We start from the raw sequence: 21,312 nt of genomic DNA on the forward strand, positions 1-21,312 counted from the left end.
GCGACATCCGGGGCCGCCGTTCCCGGATGTCGCTTCGCTCATCCGGGCTACGGATCGTTGCAGATCTTCATCGTCGTGACGTTAGCACCAATGGGGTGTCCGACAATCTCGGACAACGTCTGGCACGCCCCGTCATGGCATAGCCGCCATTCACCGGCAGCGCCCGAGTTACCAAGCACGACCTCGTGCATCGCCGGACGCTGCGGCCGCCATTGAAACCAGCCATCAACGAGCCGCGCCTCGGGCGGCGGCTCCATGCCGGGGCCCGTGCCTTTGACGCGGGCCTGCACCAGTTCGAGGCCGGCGGGCGTGATGCGCCAGTCTTCCTGCCATTCGACCTTCGCGATCGAATGCGTCCAGGACAGCGTGAAGGCGGACAGCGCCAGCGCCTTCACGCCTGATGCCATTGCGAAGCAGAGGCTCACACCGCCTCGACCGCTCTCGGCGGCCGCTGCCGCCATTGCCACAGCGCCAGCGCCGCAGCGAGCACGAAGCCGGCGGTATCGCTGAACGGGAATTCGCCGAGCAGGCAGAACGCGGCGCCGAGCGCGACCAGGCGTTCGATCAGCGTCATTCGCGTGAACAGGAAGCCGATCGCGACCATGCCGAACAGGCCGATCGCCACCAGCGCCTTCAAGCCCGCCAGCGCCACCGCGCCGTAGAAGCCGAGCTTGGCCGCCATGGGATCGCCAGCCTGGAGCATCAAGGCCGGCGAATAGACGAAGATGAAGGGGATGACATAGCCGGCGAGCGCGATGCGCATCGCCTCCCAGCCGATCTTGTCCGGATTCTCCTTGGCGATCGGCGCCGCCGCGAGCGCGGCGAGCGCCACCGGCGGGGACAGGTCGGCCATGATGCCGTAGTAGAACGCGAACATGTGGCTTGCGATCAGGGGCACGCCGAGTTTCGCGAGCGCCGGCGCGGCGAGCGCGGCGGTGATGATGTAGGTCGGGATGGTCGGGATGCCGGTGCCGAGCAGGATCGACAGCAGCATGGTCATGACCAGCGCCAGGAACAGGCTCTTCTCGCCGAGCCCGATCACCCAGCCGCCGAAGATGGTGCCGACGCCGGTCTGCGACATCATGCCGATGATGACGCCCACGATGGCGCAGGCCATGCCGACGGTGATGGCGGATTTCGCGCTCTCGGCCAGCGCATCGCGGCAGGCGCGCAAGGCCGCAAAGCCGCCGCGGACGAAAGCCGTGATCACGATCAGGCCGACCACGACGCTTGCGACCGGCACGATCTGCAAGCCGTCGCGCGACAGCGCGGCGACCACGAGCGCGAGCCCGATCCAGAAGATGTAGCGAATCGCCGTCGCGGAGACGCCGGCCGTGATGGCGGTGCCAAGGATCAGCGTCACGGTCAGCGCAAGGCCCATGCTGCCGGCATAGAGCGGCGTGAAGCCCTCGAACAGCATGTAGACGAGGGCGGCGAGCGGCAGCACGAGATACCAGCGCGTCACCAGCGCCTTCCAGGCGCTCGGGATCTCCGAGCGCTTCATGCCGACGAGGCCGTGCTTGCCGGCTTCCAGATGCACCATCCAGAAGGCCGACGCGAAATACAGGATCGCAGGAATCGCCGCCGCCTTGACGATCTCCGAGTACTGAACGCCCAGCGTCTCGGCCATGATGAAGGCAACCGCGCCCATCACCGGCGGCATGATCTGGCCGCCCATCGACGCCGTCGCCTCCACGCCCGCCGCGAACGCGCGGCGGTAGCCGAACCTGATCATCAGCGGAATCGTGAACTGGCCGACGGTGACGACGTTGGCGACGCCCGAGCCTGAAATCGTGCCCATCATGCCCGAGGCGAACACCGCGACCTTGGCAGGTCCGCCACGCGTGCGGCCGAACAGGCCGAGCGAGACGTCGGTGAAGAGCTGGATCATGCCGGCGCGCTCCAGGAACGAGCCGAACAGGATGAACAGGAAGATGTAGGTCGCCGAGACGTAGATCGGCACGCCGTAGAAGCCTTCGGTCCCGAACGACAGATGCGTGATGATCTGGTCGAAATCATAGCCGCGATGGTTGAGCGGCGACGGCAGGTACTGCCCGAAGAACCAGTAGAGGAGGCACGCGCCGCACATCAGCGGCAGCGCCGCGCCCATCAGGCGCCGCGTGCCCTCGAAGATCAGCACCGCGAGCAACGTGCCGACCACGAGGTCGAGCCGGGTCGGATCGCCGTCGCGGGCGATCAGGTCAGCGTAGAAAATCCATTGGTAAAGGCCGCAGAAAAAGCCGGCAGCGCCGATCGCCCAGCCGAGCGCGCGGCCGGCATTGCTCCTGGCGGTGAAGTTCGCGATCAGGCCGAAGGTGAGCAGAACGAGGAAGCCGACATGGACGCCGCGCACCACTTGGCTCGGCAGATAGTTGAAGGCGGCGACATAGAGCTGGAAGGTCGCAAAGGAGATTCCGATCCAGTAGGCGAGCAGTCCCCACCAGCCCGGGCCGAAGCCTTCCGGAAACCCGTGCTCGAAATTGTCGAACTCGACCTTGATGGGGGCCTGGGTGGCCTCTGCCTGCGACATCGATATTTCCCCGTGCCCTGAAATCGTCATGCCCGGGCAGAAGCGCGTCTTCGCGCAGACGACCCGGGCATTTGCGTGTTCTCCGTCGTTTCGGGGCGATGCGAAGCATCGAGCCCGGAATGTCAGCGGAGAATTACTTGATCAGTCCCTTTTCCTTGTAATAGCGGATCGCGCCGGGATGCAGCGGAACCGGGCTGCCATTGGCCGCGGTCTCGAGCTTGATCTCCTTGCCGGCCGCATGCGCGTTGACGAGCTCGGGGAGCGACTCATAGACCAGCTTGGTCATCTGATAGGCGAGGTCGTCCGACACGGCGGAGCTCGTGACGAGATAGTTGATCACGGCCGCGGTGGGCACGTCCTTGTCCTGACCGGTATAGGTGTTGGCCGGAATGATCGCGGAGACGAAGGGCGGCCCGATCTTGTCCACGGTCTCCTTGGGAACCGACACCACGGTGATCGGGCTCGAGGTCGAGAGATCCTTCAGCGAGGCGACGCCGAGCCCGGCCGATTGCAGCGTGGCGTTGAGCTGCCGGTTCTTCATGAGGTCGACGGATTCGGCGAAGGGCAGATATTCGACCTTGCCGAGATCCTTGTAGCTCATGCCGGCGGCGGCGAGGATCGCACGCGAGTTCAGTTCGGTCCCCGATTTCGGCGCCCCGACCGACAGGCTCTTGCCCTTGAGGTCGGCGAGCGTCTTGATGCCGCTGTCCGCGGTCGCGACGATCTGGATGTAGTTCGGATAGATCGCGCCGATGGTCCGGAGCTTGTCGAGCTTGGTCTTGAAGCCGGCCTCCTCTTCGCCCTCCCAGGCGGCTTTCAGCGAATCGCCCAGCGTGAACGCCAGTTCGCCGCGCCCCTGCTGCAGCAGGATGAGATTCTCGACCGAGGCCTTGGTGGCCTGCACCTGAGTCTTCACGTTCGGAATCTTGTCGCCGTAGATCTTTCCGATCGCGACCCCGAGCGGATAGTACACGCCGGAGGTGCCGCCGGTCAGCACGTTGATGAAGGATTGCGCCTGTGCGCAAGGCGCCGACGCCGCCAGAGCAAGAGCCGCGGCCACGCCGAATATCGTCCGTTTCATGGTTGTTGTTCTCCCCAAACCGGCCGCGAAATTGGCCGGATGAGGGGTGCGGGTCAACCCATCCAAAAGACAAAACAGGACTGCGGCGAACGACCGATCCGGCTCGATCTTGGGAACCGGCGGGTGCGGCGAGGTGGCGCAGCGCGAGGTTCAATCGCACGCGCCGCGGGCTCCGTCACCTCTCCCGCTCGCTCGCGGGAGAGGTCGCGCCGAAGGCGCGGGTGAGGGCTTTCTCCTCTAGGGGATTGTCCCGATGCCGAGACACCCTCTCCCCGACCCTCCCCCGCAGGCGGGGGAGGGAGTGCACCGCCCGTGGGCGATCGAGCGCGTCCTCACTGGAACGTCATGTCCAGGCACTTCGAGATGTCGGAGCCGAGGCCGGAGGAGATGGTGATGCAGCCGCGGATCTTCTGCGCGCCGACGTCGGCGGCCCAGACCGAATAGCCGCCGGGACCGAAGAACGAATTGGTGTTCGGCGGCTCGGTCTCGGTCGCGTCGAAATCATATTTGCCGTCCGTCTCGAAGATCCGCGGCTTCTTGGTGCAGCCGCCGTCGGTCTGGACGTTGATGACCTCCTTGTTGTCGCGGGTCAGCGCCAGCGAAACCTGGCAGCGGAAATATTCCGAGGTCTTGGTGTTGAAGAGATAGGTATAGGACTTGCAGGTCGCCGTGTTCAGCTTGCCCGGGGCGAGGCCGCGGCTGCACGAAATGCGCTGGTTGTGGCTGAGTTGGTAATCATCGGCCCGGGCGGCCGGGGCCAGCGCCGTCAACGACAATGCAGCAGCCCAACAAAGCTTGATCACATGGCGCATCCGAATCATCCCTACCAGTAATTTTGTCGAGTTGCGTTCTAGACGGAAAGCGGAACATAGTCGCGAGGGGACGAAGGGAAAATCACAAGCTGCTGGGCAAGACGTGATGCGCGCTGCGGCGCTTTCGCGAGTTGACCCGGACACATTGTTCGTGATTTGTTCAAGTTCGGAATGTCCCGACCGTGGGAGGATGGGATGACGGCATTTTCAATCAAGACATTTGCAATCGCAGCCGTGCTCGGCGCGTGCGCAGGGCCCGCATTGGCGCAAACCGGAGCGACGCCCTGGGAGCTCAAGCCCGACATGGGCTATGCCTATGACAGGGACGGCAAGACCTTTTCCTACAAGATGGGCACCAGCAATGCCGGCGAACTCCTGAAGGGCGCCAAGAAGGTGCCGAAGGGCACGCTGTTCTTCATCGGGCAGAACGGCCAGCTCTACATGCGGAGCGGCCCCTATCTGGAGGGCGACGGCAAGTTCAAGTTCGGGCCGGATCAGTAACGGCTTGAGCACGCGGCCGACCGCGCTGCCTCGCACGCGGTGACAGCGTCCGCGAAGGCGGACTATCCAGCATCCCGGAGGCCGTTGCGACTGAAGGGTACGGCGGGGAGAAGGGTTAAAATGCCCCCGCGAGCTCCCGCGCGCCGGCTTTGCTGCTGTTCACATCCATCCGCTCGTCGGTCACGGCGAGCAGCTTGGCCACCGTATTATGGCGGATCGCGACCGGGTTGCGCTCATAGCCGCCGCGCTGGAAGAAATTCGAGGTCGGCACCCGCTCGCGCATTGCCTGCGGCATCGTCACCATGTCGAGACCGGTGCCGTCGCCGGTAAGGTTCATCATCTCGAGCTCGGCCGCGGAAAGCGGTCGGGTGTGGCCCTTGGCGCGTGCGAACAGCACGGAGGTCAGCAGCTTGTGGGTCTGCAGCATCGGGCCGATGTCGATGTCGAGCACCATCGCATGCATGGCCCAGCCCTGCGGGGTGTTGCCGATCTTCTCGTGCTCCGACCAGGTGTCGGGCACCGACTTCGCATGCGCCACCATTTTCTTCAGGACCGCGAGCTTGTGCTCGAGCGCATGCCGCGCCGGCCCTGATGTCCGCGCCACCTTCTCCGAAAGCGCGCGGATCAGTTCATGGCCCTGCTCGGCCAGCAGTTCGACGCTGTTGGTGGTCAGGAGTTGATTGTAACCCATCGCGGTCGAGATCGCGCGCTTGCCGCCGTGCTCGATGCCCGCCTGCACGTCGTAACTTCCGGTGCCGCCGGTCTCGAACGAATAGACCCGCACCGCCTGCTCGCGTGTCAAGCCGTTGGCCAACGCGTAGCGCGCATAGGCGCGCTTGAACTCGAGTTCGCTGGTCGGGCGCTGCGGCGTGAACTGGTAGAGCTCCTGCGCCGCGCGCAGGAAATCGGCGACCACCGGAATGGGCTTTCGGGGCGGCCGCTCCGGCGTTTCCTCCGGCTCCGGGTTCACCGGGCGCTTCGGCCCGCTATAGAGCGGCGGTATCTGCTGACCGCTGCGCCGCTTGGCGTTGCGGGCTTTCCGCTTCTCGGAGATCTGGCTCCAATAGGCGCCGGCCTCGGCGTCGAAGGCAGCGCGCGCGGCCTGATATTCCGCGAGCTTGCGGCGATATTCGAGCACGGCGGGCGAGGCCCCGCCTTGCGCGAAAAACTGCGAGAGCAGCTGGGCGTTGACATTGCGAACGGCCGGCGGCAGCGCGTCGGCCTCGGAGCCGCGCGCAGCAGCGGGTGAGATCAGGACCAGCGCGAATGGAACCAGCGCCAGCTTGTTTCGAATCGATTGATGCATGCTGCCCTCTTAGCAGGCACCCGGTAACCGTCACGTTAACGCGCCGTTTACCATGGTCACTTCCAGGCAAACACCGGCTGTTCCAAATCGGTGACGCGGGTATGCCGCCCCGCCAACACTTCGCGGAACTGGTAGATCAGCGCCGCCGTCGGTGCGTGGATCAGGCTCATTTGATGATGGAAGCGGACCACGCGGCGGCTGCTTTCGGGGATCGCGACGAAATCGAAAGCGTCCTCGCGCTCGATCGTGGCGAGCGCGATGCGATGCACGGAAGCAACCTCGTCCGGGTTCGGCCTGACCGCGGCGCTATCGGAGGCCCAGACCACGACCGGCGTGATCAGATAACCGGAGCGCGTCGGATAATCGTCGAGCGTGCCGAGCACATCCGCATTCGTGAGGCGAAGGCCGAGCTCCTCGTCGAGCTCACGCAGCGCCGCTTCGACCGGCGTCTCGCCGGGATCGCAGCGGCCGCCGGGCAGCGCCCATTGACCGCGATGGGCGCGCAGATGCGACGCACGCAACGTGAGCAGCAGCGCAGTGTCGTCGCCCTCGCTCGCGGTCAGCGCGACCGCGACCGCGGCGCGCTTCAGCGTCGCTTGCGTATCATCCTCCCGCAGACGGATGAAGGCTGCGCAGGCATCAGCGATATTCCGCCGCGTGGCATCGTCGAACGGTCTCATGATGCTTGACTACACCACGTCCGGCCCCGATGAAATGCGCTCGCAAGGCCCACGCAGGAACGGACGACGACATGACCAAGGCCGCCGCAAGGCTCAAATCAGACGGCTGGACCATCCTGGAGACCACGGGCTTCCTCCACCTCGTCGGTCCCTTGTGGGAGCGCAAGATCGACGGCCATTACGAATTCGCACTCGCCACCGAGGACAAGCACCACAATCGCCGTGGCATGGTCCAGGGCGGCGTCATGATGACCTTCGCCGACCGCACCTGCGGCATGACGGCCCGCTATGTCTCCGGCAAGGAATATCTGGCGACGGTGCAGCTCGACACCCACTTCGTCGAGGCCGGCCAGATCGGCGACATCCTGATCTCGCGCCCGCGCGTGGTGCGCTCGACACGCAGCCTGATTTTCATGAGCACCGAAGTCAGCGTGGACGATCGTTGCGTCGTGATGGCGAATGGCGTGTTCAAGATCTTGAAGGGACCGGCGTAGGCGAAGCGGCCAGGCTGCCACCGCCGCGCATCACCGGCTCCGCTTTGATTCCCCGCGAACGCAGCTCTGGATTGCTTCGCCGCGCTCGCAATGACGGAACCGGATGACTATGCTGCGCCCCATCGCAGCGTTGAGGACCCGCCCATGCAATATCGCCAACTCGGCCGCAGCGGCCTGAAGGTATCGCCGATCTGCCTGGGCACCATGATGTTCGGTGGGCCGACCGATGAAGCCGCTTCGAAGCGGATCATCGACAAGGCACACGGCGCCGGCATCAACTTCATCGATACCGCCGATGCCTACTCGAAAGGCGCATCCGAAGAGGTGGTCGGACGCGCCATTGCCGGCAACCGCCAGGCCTGGGTGCTCGCGACGAAGCTCGCCAACCCAATGGGTAACGACCCGAACCGTGGCGGCCTGTCACGACGCTGGGTCTTGCAGGCCGCCGACGAAAGCCTGACGCGGCTCGGCACCGATCACATCGACATCTACTACCTGCACAAGGAAGACCACGCGACACCGCTGGAGGAGACGGTGCGCGCGATGGGCGACCTGATCCGCGCAGGCAAGGTGCGCTATTTCGGCGTCTCGAACTACCGCGCCTGGCGCGTCGCCGAGATCTGCAACATCTGCGACCGGCTCGGCATCGACCGGCCGGCGGTGAGCCAGCCCTATTACAATGCCATGAACCGCATGCCGGAGGTCGAGCACTTCCCGGCCTGTTCCTATTACGGTCTCGGCATCGTGCCCTATAGCCCCTTGGCGCGCGGCGTGCTCACCGGCAAGTACCAGCCAGATGCAGCCCCCGACAAGGAGACGCGCGCGGGCCGCAACGACACCCGCATGATGCAAACCGAATGGCGGCCGGAATCGCTTCGCCTCGCGCAGGAGATCAAGACGCACGCCCAGAAGAAGGGCATCACCGCCGGCCAGTTCGCGGTCGCCTGGGTGCTGAACTCCGCCTTCGTCTCGTCGGTGATCGCCGGTCCCCGCACCGAGGAGCAATGGGACGGCTACATCGGCGCGCTCGACTATCGTTTCACCGCGGACGACGAGGCGCTGGTCGACCGGCTGGTGACTCCAGGCCATCCCTCGACGCCCGGCTACAACGATCCGGCCTATCCGATCGAAGGCCGCCGCGCGCGGACGATCGTCTTCTAGAGTCGCGAGTCCGATGACAAGCAAAATGGTGCAGCCAATGCCGACCTTGCATTGCATATGGCGCGCCCAATGATGCGCGTCACCACTCCTTGACAACTTGAACAATTACTCGCGATGGTTGCGCGGAGATTAGTACCATTTCATCCAGGTCAACTACATGATTGCTCCACAAGCAGAGCCTATTGTTCAAGCGCCACTCTACGCACCCTATTCTGAGGTTGCCTACGCCATTCGTCTACTCAATGGCGAGCCCGTTCAACGAGTGCGCGATATGATCAGCGCAATTGCCGACCAAACGGGGACACCACAAAATCCCGTTGATTGGTCAGATCCCGACACCTGGATCGGAGAGCGTCTTTCGGGCGACTTGCAAAACCTGGCGCGCAAAATATGGGAAGGGAGCGACAAGGAGCTGAATCCTCGCTACCTGAGGGGGTGCTATCTTTTCATTAACAGAATGAGGCTCTTGGATCGAGTTGGTGGCGTTTATCAGCTCGGAGATAGGGGCCAGAAGTTCTTAGAGAAGGATGAGTCCACTCTTCGTGAACTTGACGCGGCAGAAGGTATCCCCAAACTACTTTCCCTTGTTGCCGAGCGCTCTCCCTGTAAGAGAGGAGACATTCTTCCAGCTTGGTCTGATTATCTAAAAGCCGTTTCACTATTCACGACGCCAAAGACTTTTGCTGACACCCTGCGGCGCAGGCTGATTGCGATGGCCGAACGCAGCTTGATCACTCGTGAAGGAAATTATTACACGATCACTGAAACGGGATTGCACTGGTTAAAGGGCTTTTCCCAACCAATCGAAGCTAGCATAGCCACCACGGCGCCTTCTTCGAAGCGCACCACAGTTGCGGAAGCTGCTCATGCGCACAATGAAGAGCAGTTGATCGCGTTTCGAGCCCGTTTGATGCAGTTGGAGCCGACTCAATTTGAGCACTTCGTCAAAGAACTGCTTGATGCAATGGACTATGAAGACGTTCGCGTCACAAAGGTCAGCGGCGACAAGGGCGTTGATGTAGTTGCTCGTGTTCAGTTTGGTATAACTGAAATAACCGAGGTGGTGCAGGTCAAGCGCACTGAGAATACAATTACTCGCCCCAAGGTTGATGAATTGCGTGGAGCGCTCCCATACTTCAAAGCCATTCGCGGCACAATTATCAGCCTTGGCAGCTTCGCGAGAGGTGCGCAGGAGGGGGCGCTATTCATTGGAGCCGCACCAATAACTCTAATTGACGGTAAACGCCTTCTTGATCTGTGTATAAAGCACCAAGTTGGTATTCGACGCAGCCCTGTTGAAATCTACGAGATCGACGAGGCCTTCTTCGCAGAAAAGTTCACTCAGGAAGACGTCGAAGAGGAGAGCCCGATCGACGGCAACATTGACGATACATAGGCGCATCAAATGCCGCTTGAAGACCGCTACGGCCTGCCGCTCTCCACCACCTCGCACGAGGCGGCGGCCGCCTATCGCGAAGGCGTCGACCTCATGCTCGCGGGCTGGACCGGCACGGCAGAGACGCTGGAGCACGCGATTGCGGCTGACCCCGATTTCGCGCTGGCCCATATCGCCCGCGCCCGCGTGCACGGCTTTTACCAACAGGGCGATCTCGCCCGAAGCAAGGCGGCGCTGGCGCGCGAGCTGGCGGCAAAGCGCGGCAACGAGCGCGAGCGCTCGCATGTCGAGACGCTGGCGCTCGCGATCGAGGGCCGGCTGCCCGAGGCGATCGCATCGACGCTGAAGCACATCGACGCATGGCCGCGTGACGCCGTGGTGCTGTCGCTGCCGCTCGGCGCGTTCGGCCTGTTCGCCTTCTCCGGCATGGCCGACCACGATCGCGCCCGGCACGAGCTCTGCGAGCGCGTCGCACAGCATTATGGCGAGGACTGGTGGTTCCTCACCATGTCCGGCTGGGCGATGACGGAGAACGGCGACATCGTGCGCGGCCGCGCCGTCACCGAGCGCGGCTTCAATCTTCGCCGGGCGAATGCCCATGCCGCGCACGCAGTGCTGCATGCGATGTTCGAGGACGGCTCGATCGATGAGGCCGACCGGCTCGTCGACGAATGGATCCCCACTTACGACCGCGCCGGAATCCTGCACAGCCATATCCGCTGGCACCAGGCGCTCGGCGCGCTCGAACATGGCGATGCGGCACGGGCGCTGTCGATCTATGCCGACGTGATCCAGCCCTCCGCCACGCAGGCGCCGCCGCTCAACCTCGTCACCGACAGCGCCTCGCTGCTCTGGCGCCTGTCGGCCTACGGCCATGCCGTGCCAAGGGCACTGTGGCTGGACGCCGATGCCGCCGCGCAAAAGCTGTTCCCGAGGTCGAGCCTGTCCTTTGCCGACGTCCACATGGCGCTGTTCGCGGCTGCCACGCAGAACCGCGAGGCGCTCGCCGCGCGCCTTGCGGCGATCGAGCAGCGGCTCGCCGACGGCAAACTGCCGGCCGGCCCCGTGGTGCCGGCAATCTGCCGCGCACTCCTGGCTTTCGCGGATGAGGATTACGGGACTTGCGTCCAGGTGCTCGCGCCGGTGCTGGCCGAGGTCGTCCGCATCGGCGGCAGCCACGCCCAGCGCGAGCTGATCGAGGACACCTATATCGTCGCGCTCATGCGCAGCGGCGATCTGCCTCGCGCCCGCGCCGTGCTGGACGCCCGCTTGCATCGCCGGCCCTCCCTGCGCGATACGCGCTGGCAGGCGGCGATGGCTTGAGGCAGGATGCAAAAAAACCGACCGGAGGACGCCCATGACCGAGATCGTTGCGCTTGATGCGCTGGCTGCACGTGTCGCATCCGGACAGTCGCTGGCCGTCCCCGTGGACCGCTCCGGCGTCGCGATGGCCGCGACCGCCGCGATCATCGCTGCGGGCATCGACAATCTTCATCTGGTCTGCGTTCCCATCAGCGGCATGCAGGCCGATCTCCTGATCGGCGCCGGCGCAGTCAAGACGCTCGAAACCAGTGCCGTCTCGCTCGGTGAGGCCGGTGGCGCGCCGCGCTTCGGTGCTGCGGTGCGGGCCGGCTCCTTGACGCTGCGCGACGCCACCTGTCCCGCCATTCATGCCGGCCTGGTGGCGGCGCAGCACGGTGTGCCCTTCATGCCGATCGCCGGCATCATCGGCAGTGACCTGCTCGAGGTGCGGCCCGACTGGAAGGTGATCGACAGCCCGGTCGGCGAGCCGCGCAAAGTCGTCGTCGTGCCGGCGATCAAACCCGACGTCGCACTGTTTCACGCGCCGGAGGCCGACCGTGCCGGCAATGTCAGAATCGGCCGCTTCCGCGAGCTCGCCACCATGGCCTATGCCGCCAGGCGCACGCTGGTCACCGTTGAACGCATCGTCGACCGCAATTTGCTGGAGACGGAAGATTCCGCCGCCGGCGTCCTGCCCTCGCTCTACGTCGACGCCATCGCGGTCGCCGAGCGCGGCGCCTGGCCGCTCGCACTGTGGGACGAATATCCCGCGGACGAGGCCGAGATCGCACGATACACGGCGATGGCGCGCAGCGAAGAGGGCTTTCGCGCCTATCTCTCCACGTTCCTCTCGCACCGCAAGCAGGTGGCGTAAATGCAGTCCGAGCACGAGCGCCGCGAGATCCTCATTGCCACCATCGCCGATCTGCTCGACGGAATCCGCCACGTCGCGGTCGGCGCGTCGTCGCCGATTCCCGCCGCCGGCGCGATGCTGCTACGCGCGCGGAACGCGCGCGACGGCAAGCCGCCGGTGCACATCTCGATCCTGGGCTCGCAGCGGCACAATTTCTTCACGAATGGCGGCATCGAACTGTTCGACTGCGCAGCGCAAGGCCGGGTCGACGCGTTCTTTCTCGGCGGCGGCCAGATCGACGGCGAAGGCAACATCAACCTCGTCGGCACCGGCGATTATCCGAGAAACGACGTGCGCTGGCCGGGCTCGTTCGGCTCGGCCTATCTCTATCACCTGATCCCGCGCGTGATCCTCTTTCGCGAGGAGCATTCGCCGCGTGTGTTCGTGCCGAAGGTCGATTTCGTCAGCGCCCGGGCAATCACGCCGGAAGTGCCCCGCCGCGGCGGCCCCCACGCGCTTCTGACCAACATGGCGCTGTTCGATTTCGATCGCGAGGCGGGCGGCTTCGCCTTACGCTCGGTGCATCCGCCCTTTACCCCGGCCGACATCAAGAAGAATACCGGCTTCGACTATGCCGAGCCGGAGGTCGTCCGTGAGACGCCGCGGCCCGACGACGCAACCCTGGCTTTGCTGCGCGGACAGATTCTCGACGAACTCGCCGAGACTTATCCGGCCTTTGCGCGGAGCATGACGCAGGCGGCGTGATCGCGCCGCGTCCGCCACGAAAAAAACACCGGCGTGGCGGCAAGTACTGGCCGGACGGGTTGGGCGATCGGGCGAATTGCCGTCGGGGTGACGCAGTGGTATTCCAGGCGGGTCTTGCAGAGCGAACGGGATCGCAACGAATTTGCGGTTCGATGGTTGCCGGACGGAACCTTTCCGCCGCCACGGCCCTCCGGCATACGAGCCCGACAATGCGCCTCTGCCGACCAGTCCTCGCCGCCTTGAGCATGGCCTTGGCAAGTCCTTGTTTTGCCGAGACTTCCAAGCCCATCCCGGTCAACAATCCGCCGGCACAGCAGAACGCCTTCATCGATCTCCTGGCGCTGATGTCCGGTCACTGCAAGACATTCAAGGTCGCAGGCCGCCCCTTCGCGTGCAAAACGGTGGCCTATGCCCACGGCGACAAGGGCCGGGTCAATTTCGCAGTTGCGGTGGATGACCCCTCCGATGACAGCCATGTGGTGTCGTTCTCCGGGGAGAACGGCAAGCGCGCCGACGACAATTCCTACGAGTTGCCGATCGACCGCATGCTGCTCAATTCCAAGGACCGCCCCCGGGTCGACGGCCTGCCGGTGCCGGCCGAGCAGACCTCCACCGGCGTCTGCCGCCAGACCGGCAATTTCGCCGCCAGGAAGGTGAACGACGTCACCTGCTCGGCAACCGACAACCAGGGCCGGAAATACGAGCTCTTGTTCGTCTCCGACGGAACGCCGGTCAGCGTGCGCCGCATCCGCCAATCGGCACCGTCGATCCAGGACCCGTTCAAGTAACTCCCCCCATCACGCGAATGCCTTTTCCAGCGTCGCGAAGATCACGGCGAGCGACTTGTCGTGCCGCGTCACCGGCGGCACAGGGCGGTCGATCTTCATCAGCTGATAGACCGCCATCTGCGCCGCGCGCACCGAATATTCGACGGTGAACACGACGTCGTCGGGGATCTCGACGAACTGGCTGACGAAGGCGAGGTTCACCGAATTGCTCGGCACGGGCAGCGGCCGGTCGGTGATGCTCCGCGGCATGAACATGCTGGTGATGTAGGGCATTCGGCAGGGAATGCAGATCGCATCCTCGAACATTGCGGGATCGAAGTTCAGGTGACCGCAGAGCTCCTTCAGGATTTCGGCGCCGCCGCAATCGGACATCGGCTTGCCGACGAAGTTGCCGACGCGATCGGGATGCAGCGCATAGCCCCAGAACACCTGCACGTTCTTCGGCTGTCCGGCGAAATGCGGCTGGTGGTAGAGCACGACCGACATCAGCCAGTTGGAATCCTTGAAAGTGACGAGCCCGCCGGTGCCGGCCCTGTTGCCGGAGAAGGCTTCCATCCGCTCGAAGAACCGTGGATCGCGGCAGGTCACCGTGAAGGACAGCCAGTATGATTCCGGGATCGAATGGTTGAATGCGGACGGATTGCCGAATTCGGGACGTCCCTTCGCGATCGCCTCCCACAGCGCCCAGCCCTGGCTGTCCGCCTTGGTCAGGCGGGGCGGCGGCTCGGTCATGGTGCCCAGGCTGGAGGCGTCCGTCATCGAGCCGTTCTGGAAGAAGACGAGATCGCCGTCGTCGAGGCGGACGTTGGCGGTGCGGCTGTCGCGGTCGAGCGTGAGCTGGCGCACGCGCAAGCGCGCGCCTTCGGCCTCGAAGGCAATGTCGGTGACGCGGGTGCCGCGCACGAATTGCACGCCCTGCCGCTTCAGCCAGTCGGCAAGCGGCCGCACGATCGCGTCATACTGATTGTAGACCGTGCGCTTGACGCCGGCGAGGGTTTCGATGCGCGGGAATTCGTTCATGAAGCGGTGCAGATAGCGCTTCAGCTCGACCGCGCTGTGCCAGGGCTGGAAGGCGAAAGTGGTCTGCCACATGTACCAGAAATTGGACTCGAAGAATTTCGGCGACAGCCAGTCGGTGATGCGGCTGTTGCCGAGGGTCTCCTCCGAGGCCTCGGTGAGCCGCAGCAGCTCGAGCCGGTCGCGTGCGGAGAAGCCCATGTGGGAGACGTCGATCTTGAAGCGGTTGCGGTCGACCAGCCGCGCCCTGGAGTGCGCCGGATTCTCCACGTTGAACGCGACGGTCTCGTCCCGCACGCTCAGGCCCGGACGCTCAAGCGAAGGAATGCTCGAGAGCAGATCCCAGGTGCATTCGTAATGGTCGGTGGTGAGCATGCGTCCGCCGCGCAGCGAATAGGCGCCGTTCGCGAGCTGCGCGCCGTCGAGGCTGCCCCCGACCAACGGCTGCGCCTCGTAGATCACGATGTCGGGGCCCGGCAGCTGCGCATCGCGGACGAGAAACGCTGCGCCCGCAAGCGATCCAATGCCGCCGCCGATGAAATACGCCTTCATGACCTGCCTCGATTTTTCATTCCAATGTCGCGGCGACATTGCATCCGGCGGATGCGGTCGAGGTTGCGCTGGATCAAGGGCGAGGCGAGGCGAAATCACGTCGACGTTATCGCCACCGGCTTCTTGGCGTAGACCTGCTCGATCTCGGCGGCGAAGCGGCGCTCGAGCGCGGGGCGCTTGTTCTTCAGCGTCGGCGTGAGCAGGCCGCCGGCAATGGTCCACGGATCCAGCGTCCACCATACCGCGCGCGGTGTCGCGTAGGACGGATAGGCCTTCACGGCGGCCGCTATTCTGGCCAGCAGCACCGCTCGTTCCGCCGCGGCGCCTTGCTTGCCGCTTGCCGCGAGCTTTTCCTTCTCCTGCACCCAGGCTCTTGCATTCAGCACGACCAACGCGGCAAGGAACGGACGCTGTTCGCCGATCACCAACGCCTGCTCGAACAAGGGATCGGCGAGGATTGCGGTTTCCAGATCCACCGGCGCGATCTTCTCGCCGGTTGAAGTGACGAGGATATCCTTGATGCGACCGGTGATGGTGATGCGCCTATTCTCGATTCGGGCCTGATCGCCGGTGTGCAGCCAGCCGTCGGCCTCCTTGACCCTGCGTGTCTCCTCCGGCTTGTGCCAGTAGCCGAGCATCACGCTCGGCCCGCGAACGAGCAGTTCGTCGAGCTCGCCCAGCCTGACCTCCAGACCGTCCAGGACGCGGCCGACGGAGGACGGATTGTTGTCGTCGGGCGTATTGACGGAAACGACCGGCGAGGTCTCGGTCATGCCGTAGCCTTGAAGGATGTCGAGCCCGAGCGCGAGAAACAGGCGGATGACCGGCTCGGCAATCGGAGCGCCGCCGGAAACCGCAACGCGCAGACGCCCGCCGAACTGGGCCAGCACCTTGTCGGCGACGAAACGCTTCAGGAGCGGCCAGGCGAGCCGGTCGAACAGCGCCGGCGAGCCGCGACGCTGCCGCGCATCGAAGCGTCGGCCGCCGACGGCAAGCGCAAGATCGAACAGCGCGCGTTCTGCGCCTCCGGCCGCCGCGCGACGTTGCATGATCAGAGCATAGATGCGTTCATAGATGCGCGGCACCGAGACAAGCACCGTCGGCCGCACCGTTTTCAGGTCTTCCGCGAGCTGCGGCACCGAGCGCGCATAGGCGACGCAGGCGCCGACCGCGATCGGATAGTAATAGCCGCCGGTACGCTCGAAGGTGTGGGAGAGCGGCAGGAACGACAGGAATACGTCGTTCGGCACGGCCGCGATGCGCCGTGCGACCGCCTTCACATTGGCGACGATGTTCTCATGCGACAGCATCACGCCCTTGGGCCGGCCGGTCGTGCCCGAGGTGTAGACGATGGCGGCAAGATCGCCCGGCGCGACCGCGATGTCAGCTAACGGCGCGGCTGCGTCCGGCGCGGCCGCGAGCCAGCGATCGAGCGCGACGATACGGGCGTCGGCGGCAGTGAGCCCCGCCGCATCCGCGCAGACGATGCGCTTGAGATGATCGAGCGGCTGGCCGGTGGCGGTGATCGCCTGCCAGCGCGACAGCGTATCCACGAACAGCAGACGCGCGCCGGAATCGGCGAGGATGTAGGCGATGCTGTCCGGATTGTCGACGGCATGCATCGGCACCGGCACGAGGCCGCGCGACAGCGCCGCCTGATCCATCGCGACATGCGGAATGCCGTTCGGCATCAGGATGGCGACACGCTCGCCCGGCGCGAAATCCTCCGCCGCCAGCGCGCGCCGCCAACGCTCGAACTCCGCGTCGATCTCCTGCCAGGACTTGCCGATCCAGCATCCCGCCGCCGCGTCGAAATGACGATAGGCCTCGGCCGCCGGCGTCGCATCCACTCGCCAGCGCAGGAGCTGCGGCAGCGTGGTCACGTCGGCGAGCCCGCGCGGTTGACTGATCGGCTGTGACATGGCGTCCTTTCGAAACCTTCGATTCCAATGAAGTTGGGGGAGACTAGGCCGACCGGCCCTGGACGCGTTGATCTTCAGCAAGCCGGCCACGCTTCAAAGGCGCGATCCTCGCCGCGCTCTCCGGGCGCCACGGCTTCCTCCATTCCCATCGTGAACAGAATCGCGATGACGCTGCCGAACCTCGACGGCACATTCGCGAATCGTCGCCAACAATGCGACGCGATCGCGGCAATCGCGGCAAGGTGATGACCGACGTCCCGATCGCGGCCGAGAGCTACGACAATGCTTTCTGCGACCCGATTCGTCCCGAACCGGAACCGCTGCGTCGTTTCGACGCCCGCACTAGCCGGAACGCGCAAGATGCTCATGTGTTGTCCCATACATTCAACTGGAGTGATGACATGAAGTATCTCTTTGTCGCGATGGTCGCCGGTGCTGCGGCGCTGGCCGGCGGGTCGACGGCGAATGCAGCCAACAGGGACAGCGGCAAGCAGCGCGCGCAGGAAAGCCAGTCGACCGACATCAGCGCCCACCGCAGGAACTGGCACCACCGCCATCATCATTGGCGGCATCATCACGGCTATTATCGGCCCCACTATCGAAGTTACGGCTACTATCCGCGGCACCATGGCTACTATGGCGGCGGGCCGTACGGATATTACGGTGGCGGTCCCGGCGTAACGTTCAGCTTCGGCGGCGGTCGCTGGTAAAGCCAGACGCTGATGAGACGAGAGGCCCGCAGGGATGCGGGCCTCTTCTTTGTCAGCTCTGCAGGATCATCTCCGCCGTCTCGAGCCCGCTCGCCAGCGCCGCTTCCACCGTTCCCATGTCGCGGCCGCGATAGAGCGCTTCGCCGGAAAACAGCACCAAGCCGTCGGCGCACGCGAGAATCGCCTGCGCCTCGCGCGTTCGCGGCGTCGCCCAGGAATAGGCGCCGCCGGCAAAGGGATCGTGCGCCCAGTTGATCGCAGCCGACGCCACGAGATCGCGCGCAATGTCCTGGCGTGAGCGTTTGAAGATGGCGGCGAGCGAATCGAGCCCAGCATCGATCAGTGTTTGCGAATCGAGCGCCTCCAGTTCCGCCGTGCGCGGGCCGCCGAGCCAGCCCGTGAGCAGCGGATGCTGGCCCGGATACTGCGTCCACCACACCGGAATCGTCTCGTCAGACAACAGGAAGGTCATGTCCGCGAGATCCTCCTTGCGCTCGCGCCACCATGGCCGCGCGAAGCGAAACAGGATCTTGATGACGTTGCCGAATCCGATGTCGTCGGCGGCGGCCAGCTTCGTGCGCACGCTTGCCGGCAGCGCGATCTCGCGCAGCAGCGGCAGCGGCACGGTGAGGATCACGCGATCGCAGGCCTTCACGTCGCCGCCGGCGCAGCGAACGATCACCGCGCCGCCCTCCTCCGCGATGGCCGACACGGCGCAGCCGAGGCGGATATTGACGCCGTGCCTGCGGCAGTCAGCCGCCAGCGCGTCGATCAGCGCACCGTATCCGCCATCGATGCGAGCCTGCGGAGCGTGCCCGCCATCCATCCATTCCGCGCGCAGCGCCAGCGTGGACGCGCGCTCGGGATCGGCCGCGTCATAACCCTCGACCATCCGTTCGATCGAACGGCGCATCGGCGCATACTCAGCTCCGGAAAAATGCCGGCGCAGGAAGTCGGCGACCGTGAGGTCGTCCTTCAAGTCCCGCAGCACGGCCTGGAGCTGCGCCTCATGGCGATCGTGGCGATGGTGACGGGAAAGCGTCGTCCCGTCAAAGCTCCACTGCTCGCCTTCTATCTCCCGGAGCGACAGCCCGGCCTCGCGCAGGAGTGCGCGCGTGACCGGCGCCTCGCCATGGACGAATTCAGCGCCGCCATCGGCGGGATAGCCGAACTCCGCGGGCGGCAGCGGATGAATGCGGCCACCGCAGCGCAGTCGCGCTTCCAGGATCGTCACCTTCCTCCCGGCGCGTGCCAGCTCGCGCGCCGCCATCAGGCCGGCCGCGCCGGCGCCGACGATGACGATGTGCTCGGATATATCGGACATGGCCGCGACTTACCGGCTCGCGGCTTGGGGCTCGTTCTTGATCAGATATCGCAGCAGCAGGACGCCAGCGCCGAGCTCTCGCGTGCTCTCCAGCGTCATCGCGACGATCGGCGCGCGCTTGTCGCTGTCCGCCTCCGTGGAGTCGAACACGAAGGGTGCGCCCTTTGCGCCGTCGATTGCGGGGCTGAGGATCAGGTTGAACTCGTCGATGAGACCGGCGCGCAGGAACGCGCCATTGGCGACGCCGCCACCCTCGACCAGCAGACGCTTCACGCCGAGCTCGCGGGCGAGAATGTCCAGGGTCAGCCCCAGGTCGATCTCGGATTTGCCGGCGAAGATGTAGGACACGCCCTCGCCGCGCAGCCCGGCGAGATGCGAATCCGGGACGTTCTCGGTCAGCACGACGACGATCGGGTCGCCGCCGATGTCCGAGCGCCCCCAGCCGATCTTGCCGTGGGCATCGAGCACGACGCCATAGGTCTTCGCATCGCGCCGCGCAAACCAGTTCTCGCGCGGGAATGTCGCGTCCGTCGCTGAATAGGGTTTGCCCCTGGCGAACTCCGACCCGGTGACGCGACCGATCACCCAGGCATCGCCGCCGAGCTCCTCATGGATCTTCTCGAACCAGTCCGTGCCGGCACCCTTGGGGCGCCAGCGGCTGGGATGCGTGCGGCCGTCGAGGCTGGAGTGCATCAGACAGATGACATGCGGTTTCATGAAATCCTCCGGGCAGCGCTCAGGCCGCGGATCCATCGCCAGCTGCCGCATTGTCCTTGGCGCGATCGTTCAAGATCGCCGCCAGCGGGTTGAGCTTCGGCGGTGCGACGAGCTGGAGCGTGTTGGTGTCGCGATGATTGAACGGCGCCCCGCGCACGAACAACTCGGTCTGGATCAGGTGGGTCCAGCTGCGGTCGTCGTTGAAGGTGATGTCGCAGCGGTAGGCATCGGTGCGGAAGGCCTGTTCCAGGAAGTCGGTCGAGCAGATCCCGTAAGCGGTGTCGCCGCGTTTGGCGGTGACCGTGATTGTCCTGTCATCGGGCCCGGCCTTGCCCGAGGCCAGCAGCACCTGGCCGCGCGGGATCGCCAGCGTCTGCATGATCAGCCCGGTCGCGGGCTCCCACAGCCAGTAGCCGACCTGGTCGTGGAAGGTGATGCCTTCCTCGGGCGTGTTGATGTGGATGTGATAGCGCAGCCCGTACAGCAGCTGCGGCCCGTTGGCCTGCGGGTCGATCGGATCCATGCGGATGCGCTCGATGAAGGTCCGCCGCTCCGGCCCTTCCGCCTTTGGATTGATGTCGATGCCCTTGTCCGCCTGCCACAGCCCGGCGAGACGGCGGAGCGGGCCGAGATTGGCAAGGCCGTCGGGCGAGACGTCCTCGGGCTCGGTGAAGATGTCGGCGGGAATGGGGAGCATGGAGGCCTCGCGGGATTGCAGAGGCCAGCAATATCACAGACAGGCGTGGCGTGAATTCACCTCATGCCCCGACAAGCGCCGGAGGCATTCGAGCCATGCGATGCTGCGCGTTGCACCCCGTCCCTGCTCTCCAAGCGGCAACGAACCGGGGGCGAAATCGTTGACGCGCGAGCGCGACGGCGAACCGCTCTCAAGCCGCTTCCGACGCCTTCGCCCGCTGCTCCAGCATGCCGATCGTCGCGACCAGATTGTCGCGTCGGGCGCGCAGGTTGAGCGCGAGAAGTGGATAGGTCGGCTGGTTCACGTCGAACACGCCGGCTCGAGCTTCCTCTTCGAGGATGTCGGTGTTCAAGAGCCGCACGCGCCACCACAAATCGGCGATCAACGCATCGAGCCGGAGTTCTCCGGCACCAGAACGGGACATTTCCTGCATCGCTTGCCTCAATCTGAAACGGCCTCCTCCGCCGAGGCCTGGCTTTGGTCCTGACTGAGCAAGCCGAGTGCCAGGCGCGGGCCGGCGCGCGGCCACGCGCTCCGGAACCGATAATCGAGCGTTTCGCAGTGATCCGGCGCCTGTTCCCGGTCGTTCTCACCCCAGAGGTCGCTTGTCGAGGCGCTATGATCGCTGCTATCCGGGCTAGAGATGTGCCAATCTGGGCTGAGGCCGGTTTGCCCCGACGGGGTGAGGCGCGGCTGTCGATTGG

General features: G+C 65.0%; 22 protein-coding genes. 9 read left to right on the forward strand and 13 right to left on the reverse strand.

The window, feature by feature from the left end:
* Positions 1-47 precede the first annotated feature (47 nt).
* The 4 genes from AX729_RS14780 to AX729_RS14795 form a co-directional block, all read right to left on the reverse strand.
* Entirely contained in the window at positions 48-461 is a 414-nt protein-coding gene (locus tag AX729_RS14780; protein ID WP_061024187.1) for a DUF1850 domain-containing protein, read from the reverse strand.
* Positions 422-2,530: a TRAP transporter permease gene (locus tag AX729_RS14785; protein WP_061024189.1), complete on the reverse strand. Its 2,109-nt coding sequence runs from the start codon at positions 2,528-2,530 to the stop codon at positions 422-424. Before AX729_RS14785 ends, AX729_RS14780 begins: the two co-directional genes overlap by 40 nt.
* Positions 2,531-2,663: 133 nt before the next feature.
* Positions 2,664-3,611, reverse strand: coding sequence for a TAXI family TRAP transporter solute-binding subunit (locus tag AX729_RS14790; RefSeq protein WP_061024191.1), 948 nt, complete (start codon positions 3,609-3,611; stop codon positions 2,664-2,666).
* A 332-nt stretch (positions 3,612-3,943) separates the two neighbouring features.
* On the reverse strand, positions 3,944-4,423 hold the full coding sequence (locus AX729_RS14795) for a hypothetical protein (RefSeq protein WP_061024273.1): 480 nt from the start codon (positions 4,421-4,423) through the stop codon (positions 3,944-3,946).
* Positions 4,424-4,618: 195 nt separating this feature from the next.
* Between AX729_RS14795 and AX729_RS14800 the strand changes: the two genes are divergently transcribed.
* Positions 4,619-4,924: a hypothetical protein gene (locus tag AX729_RS14800; protein WP_061024193.1), complete on the forward strand. Its 306-nt coding sequence runs from the start codon at positions 4,619-4,621 to the stop codon at positions 4,922-4,924.
* Positions 4,925-5,039: 115 nt separating this feature from the next.
* Here the strand turns inward: AX729_RS14800 and AX729_RS14805 are convergent, their stop codons facing one another.
* Positions 5,040-6,230 (reverse strand): hypothetical protein, encoded by a 1,191-nt coding sequence (locus tag AX729_RS14805; RefSeq protein ID WP_061024195.1) that lies wholly within the window; start codon positions 6,228-6,230, stop codon positions 5,040-5,042.
* A gap of 56 nt (positions 6,231-6,286) precedes the next feature.
* The gene (locus AX729_RS14810) at positions 6,287-6,910 is read right to left on the reverse strand and encodes an NUDIX hydrolase (protein ID WP_061024197.1); all 624 of its coding nucleotides are present in this window, start codon (positions 6,908-6,910) and stop codon (positions 6,287-6,289) included.
* A 71-nt stretch (positions 6,911-6,981) separates the two neighbouring features.
* Here AX729_RS14810 and AX729_RS14815 point away from each other — a divergent pair, with 71 nt between their 5' ends.
* The 7 genes from AX729_RS14815 (at position 6,982) to AX729_RS14845 (ending at position 13,669) form a co-directional block, all read left to right on the forward strand.
* Positions 6,982-7,404 carry a PaaI family thioesterase gene (locus tag AX729_RS14815; RefSeq protein WP_061024199.1) on the forward strand — a complete coding sequence of 141 codons (423 nt, stop codon included), beginning with the start codon at positions 6,982-6,984 and terminating at the stop codon, positions 7,402-7,404.
* A 144-nt stretch (positions 7,405-7,548) separates the two neighbouring features.
* Complete coding sequence (locus AX729_RS14820; protein ID WP_061024276.1) at positions 7,549-8,565, forward strand: aldo/keto reductase; 1,017 nt, start codon at positions 7,549-7,551, stop codon at positions 8,563-8,565.
* A 157-nt stretch (positions 8,566-8,722) separates the two neighbouring features.
* Entirely contained in the window at positions 8,723-9,961 is a 1,239-nt protein-coding gene (locus AX729_RS40485; protein ID WP_063817250.1) for a restriction endonuclease, read from the forward strand.
* Between the two features lie 9 nt (positions 9,962-9,970).
* Positions 9,971-11,284, forward strand: a complete 1,314-nt coding sequence (locus AX729_RS14830) for a tetratricopeptide repeat protein (protein WP_061024201.1) — start codon at positions 9,971-9,973, stop codon at positions 11,282-11,284.
* A 34-nt stretch (positions 11,285-11,318) separates the two neighbouring features.
* Entirely contained in the window at positions 11,319-12,137 is an 819-nt protein-coding gene (locus AX729_RS14835) for a CoA transferase subunit A (protein WP_061024202.1), read from the forward strand.
* Positions 12,138-12,881 (forward strand): CoA-transferase, encoded by a 744-nt coding sequence (locus tag AX729_RS14840; protein ID WP_061024204.1) that lies wholly within the window; start codon positions 12,138-12,140, stop codon positions 12,879-12,881.
* Positions 12,882-13,090: 209 nt separating this feature from the next.
* Entirely contained in the window at positions 13,091-13,669 is a 579-nt protein-coding gene (locus AX729_RS14845) for a hypothetical protein (RefSeq protein WP_061024207.1), read from the forward strand.
* 9 nt (positions 13,670-13,678) lie between these two features.
* Here AX729_RS14845 and AX729_RS14850 read toward each other — a convergent pair whose 3' ends face one another.
* The 3 genes from AX729_RS14850 to AX729_RS39635 all read right to left on the reverse strand — a co-directional run bounded on the left by AX729_RS14850 (position 13,679) and on the right by AX729_RS39635 (position 17,528).
* Positions 13,679-15,277, reverse strand: a complete 1,599-nt coding sequence (locus tag AX729_RS14850; RefSeq protein ID WP_082770436.1) for an oleate hydratase — start codon at positions 15,275-15,277, stop codon at positions 13,679-13,681.
* A gap of 56 nt (positions 15,278-15,333) precedes the next feature.
* Positions 15,334-17,160 carry an AMP-dependent synthetase/ligase gene (locus AX729_RS14855; RefSeq protein ID WP_061024211.1) on the reverse strand — a complete coding sequence of 609 codons (1,827 nt, stop codon included), beginning with the start codon at positions 17,158-17,160 and terminating at the stop codon, positions 15,334-15,336.
* A 74-nt stretch (positions 17,161-17,234) separates the two neighbouring features.
* Positions 17,235-17,528 carry a hypothetical protein gene (locus tag AX729_RS39635; RefSeq protein WP_156456962.1) on the reverse strand — a complete coding sequence of 98 codons (294 nt, stop codon included), beginning with the start codon at positions 17,526-17,528 and terminating at the stop codon, positions 17,235-17,237.
* Between the two features lie 33 nt (positions 17,529-17,561).
* Between AX729_RS39635 and AX729_RS14860 the strand changes: the two genes are divergently transcribed.
* Positions 17,562-17,870: a hypothetical protein gene (locus tag AX729_RS14860; protein WP_061024279.1), complete on the forward strand. Its 309-nt coding sequence runs from the start codon at positions 17,562-17,564 to the stop codon at positions 17,868-17,870.
* A 52-nt stretch (positions 17,871-17,922) separates the two neighbouring features.
* Here AX729_RS14860 and AX729_RS14865 read toward each other — a convergent pair whose 3' ends face one another.
* The 4 genes from AX729_RS14865 to AX729_RS14880 all read right to left on the reverse strand — a co-directional run bounded on the left by AX729_RS14865 (position 17,923) and on the right by AX729_RS14880 (position 21,041).
* Complete coding sequence (locus AX729_RS14865; RefSeq protein ID WP_061024213.1) at positions 17,923-19,194, reverse strand: flavin monoamine oxidase family protein; 1,272 nt, start codon at positions 19,192-19,194, stop codon at positions 17,923-17,925.
* A gap of 9 nt (positions 19,195-19,203) precedes the next feature.
* On the reverse strand, positions 19,204-19,911 hold the full coding sequence (locus tag AX729_RS14870; protein WP_061024281.1) for a RibD family protein: 708 nt from the start codon (positions 19,909-19,911) through the stop codon (positions 19,204-19,206).
* A gap of 19 nt (positions 19,912-19,930) precedes the next feature.
* The gene (locus tag AX729_RS14875; protein WP_061024214.1) at positions 19,931-20,608 is read right to left on the reverse strand and encodes an FABP family protein; all 678 of its coding nucleotides are present in this window, start codon (positions 20,606-20,608) and stop codon (positions 19,931-19,933) included.
* Positions 20,609-20,798: 190 nt separating this feature from the next.
* Positions 20,799-21,041 carry a hypothetical protein gene (locus AX729_RS14880; RefSeq protein ID WP_061024216.1) on the reverse strand — a complete coding sequence of 81 codons (243 nt, stop codon included), beginning with the start codon at positions 21,039-21,041 and terminating at the stop codon, positions 20,799-20,801.
* Between the last annotated feature and the right edge of the window lie 271 nt (positions 21,042-21,312).

The sequence above is a fragment of the Bradyrhizobium sp. CCH5-F6 genome, from assembly GCF_001556045.1.
In the GTDB taxonomy this organism is placed as follows: Bacteria; Pseudomonadota; Alphaproteobacteria; order Rhizobiales; family Xanthobacteraceae; genus Bradyrhizobium.

Bases quoted from the DNA above. Each gene is read 5' to 3' on its own strand.
- AX729_RS14880 (WP_061024216.1), bottom strand. From the start codon at position 21,041: ATGCAGGAAATGTCCCGTTCTGGTGCCGGAGAACTCCGGCTCGATGCG.
- AX729_RS14805 (WP_061024195.1), bottom strand. From the start codon at position 6,230: ATGCATCAATCGATTCGAAACAAGCTGGCGCTGGTTCCATTCGCGCTG.
- AX729_RS14780 (WP_061024187.1), bottom strand. From the start codon at position 461: ATGGCGGCAGCGGCCGCCGAGAGCGGTCGAGGCGGTGTGAGCCTCTGC.
- AX729_RS14865 (WP_061024213.1), bottom strand. From the start codon at position 19,194: ATGTCCGATATATCCGAGCACATCGTCATCGTCGGCGCCGGCGCGGCC.
- AX729_RS14875 (WP_061024214.1), bottom strand. From the start codon at position 20,608: ATGCTCCCCATTCCCGCCGACATCTTCACCGAGCCCGAGGACGTCTCG.
- AX729_RS14820 (WP_061024276.1), top strand. From the start codon at position 7,549: ATGCAATATCGCCAACTCGGCCGCAGCGGCCTGAAGGTATCGCCGATC.
- AX729_RS14870 (WP_061024281.1), bottom strand. From the start codon at position 19,911: ATGAAACCGCATGTCATCTGTCTGATGCACTCCAGCCTCGACGGCCGC.
- AX729_RS14850 (WP_082770436.1), bottom strand. From the start codon at position 15,277: ATGTCGCCGCGACATTGGAATGAAAAATCGAGGCAGGTCATGAAGGCG.
- AX729_RS14840 (WP_061024204.1), top strand. From the start codon at position 12,138: ATGCAGTCCGAGCACGAGCGCCGCGAGATCCTCATTGCCACCATCGCC.
- AX729_RS14845 (WP_061024207.1), top strand. From the start codon at position 13,091: ATGCGCCTCTGCCGACCAGTCCTCGCCGCCTTGAGCATGGCCTTGGCA.
- AX729_RS14830 (WP_061024201.1), top strand. From the start codon at position 9,971: ATGCCGCTTGAAGACCGCTACGGCCTGCCGCTCTCCACCACCTCGCAC.
- AX729_RS14815 (WP_061024199.1), top strand. From the start codon at position 6,982: ATGACCAAGGCCGCCGCAAGGCTCAAATCAGACGGCTGGACCATCCTG.
- AX729_RS40485 (WP_063817250.1), top strand. From the start codon at position 8,723: ATGATTGCTCCACAAGCAGAGCCTATTGTTCAAGCGCCACTCTACGCA.
- AX729_RS14800 (WP_061024193.1), top strand. From the start codon at position 4,619: ATGACGGCATTTTCAATCAAGACATTTGCAATCGCAGCCGTGCTCGGC.
- AX729_RS14785 (WP_061024189.1), bottom strand. From the start codon at position 2,530: ATGTCGCAGGCAGAGGCCACCCAGGCCCCCATCAAGGTCGAGTTCGAC.
- AX729_RS39635 (WP_156456962.1), bottom strand. From the start codon at position 17,528: ATGAGCATCTTGCGCGTTCCGGCTAGTGCGGGCGTCGAAACGACGCAG.
- AX729_RS14835 (WP_061024202.1), top strand. From the start codon at position 11,319: ATGACCGAGATCGTTGCGCTTGATGCGCTGGCTGCACGTGTCGCATCC.
- AX729_RS14795 (WP_061024273.1), bottom strand. From the start codon at position 4,423: ATGCGCCATGTGATCAAGCTTTGTTGGGCTGCTGCATTGTCGTTGACG.
- AX729_RS14790 (WP_061024191.1), bottom strand. From the start codon at position 3,611: ATGAAACGGACGATATTCGGCGTGGCCGCGGCTCTTGCTCTGGCGGCG.
- AX729_RS14810 (WP_061024197.1), bottom strand. From the start codon at position 6,910: ATGAGACCGTTCGACGATGCCACGCGGCGGAATATCGCTGATGCCTGC.
- AX729_RS14860 (WP_061024279.1), top strand. From the start codon at position 17,562: ATGAAGTATCTCTTTGTCGCGATGGTCGCCGGTGCTGCGGCGCTGGCC.
- AX729_RS14855 (WP_061024211.1), bottom strand. From the start codon at position 17,160: ATGTCACAGCCGATCAGTCAACCGCGCGGGCTCGCCGACGTGACCACG.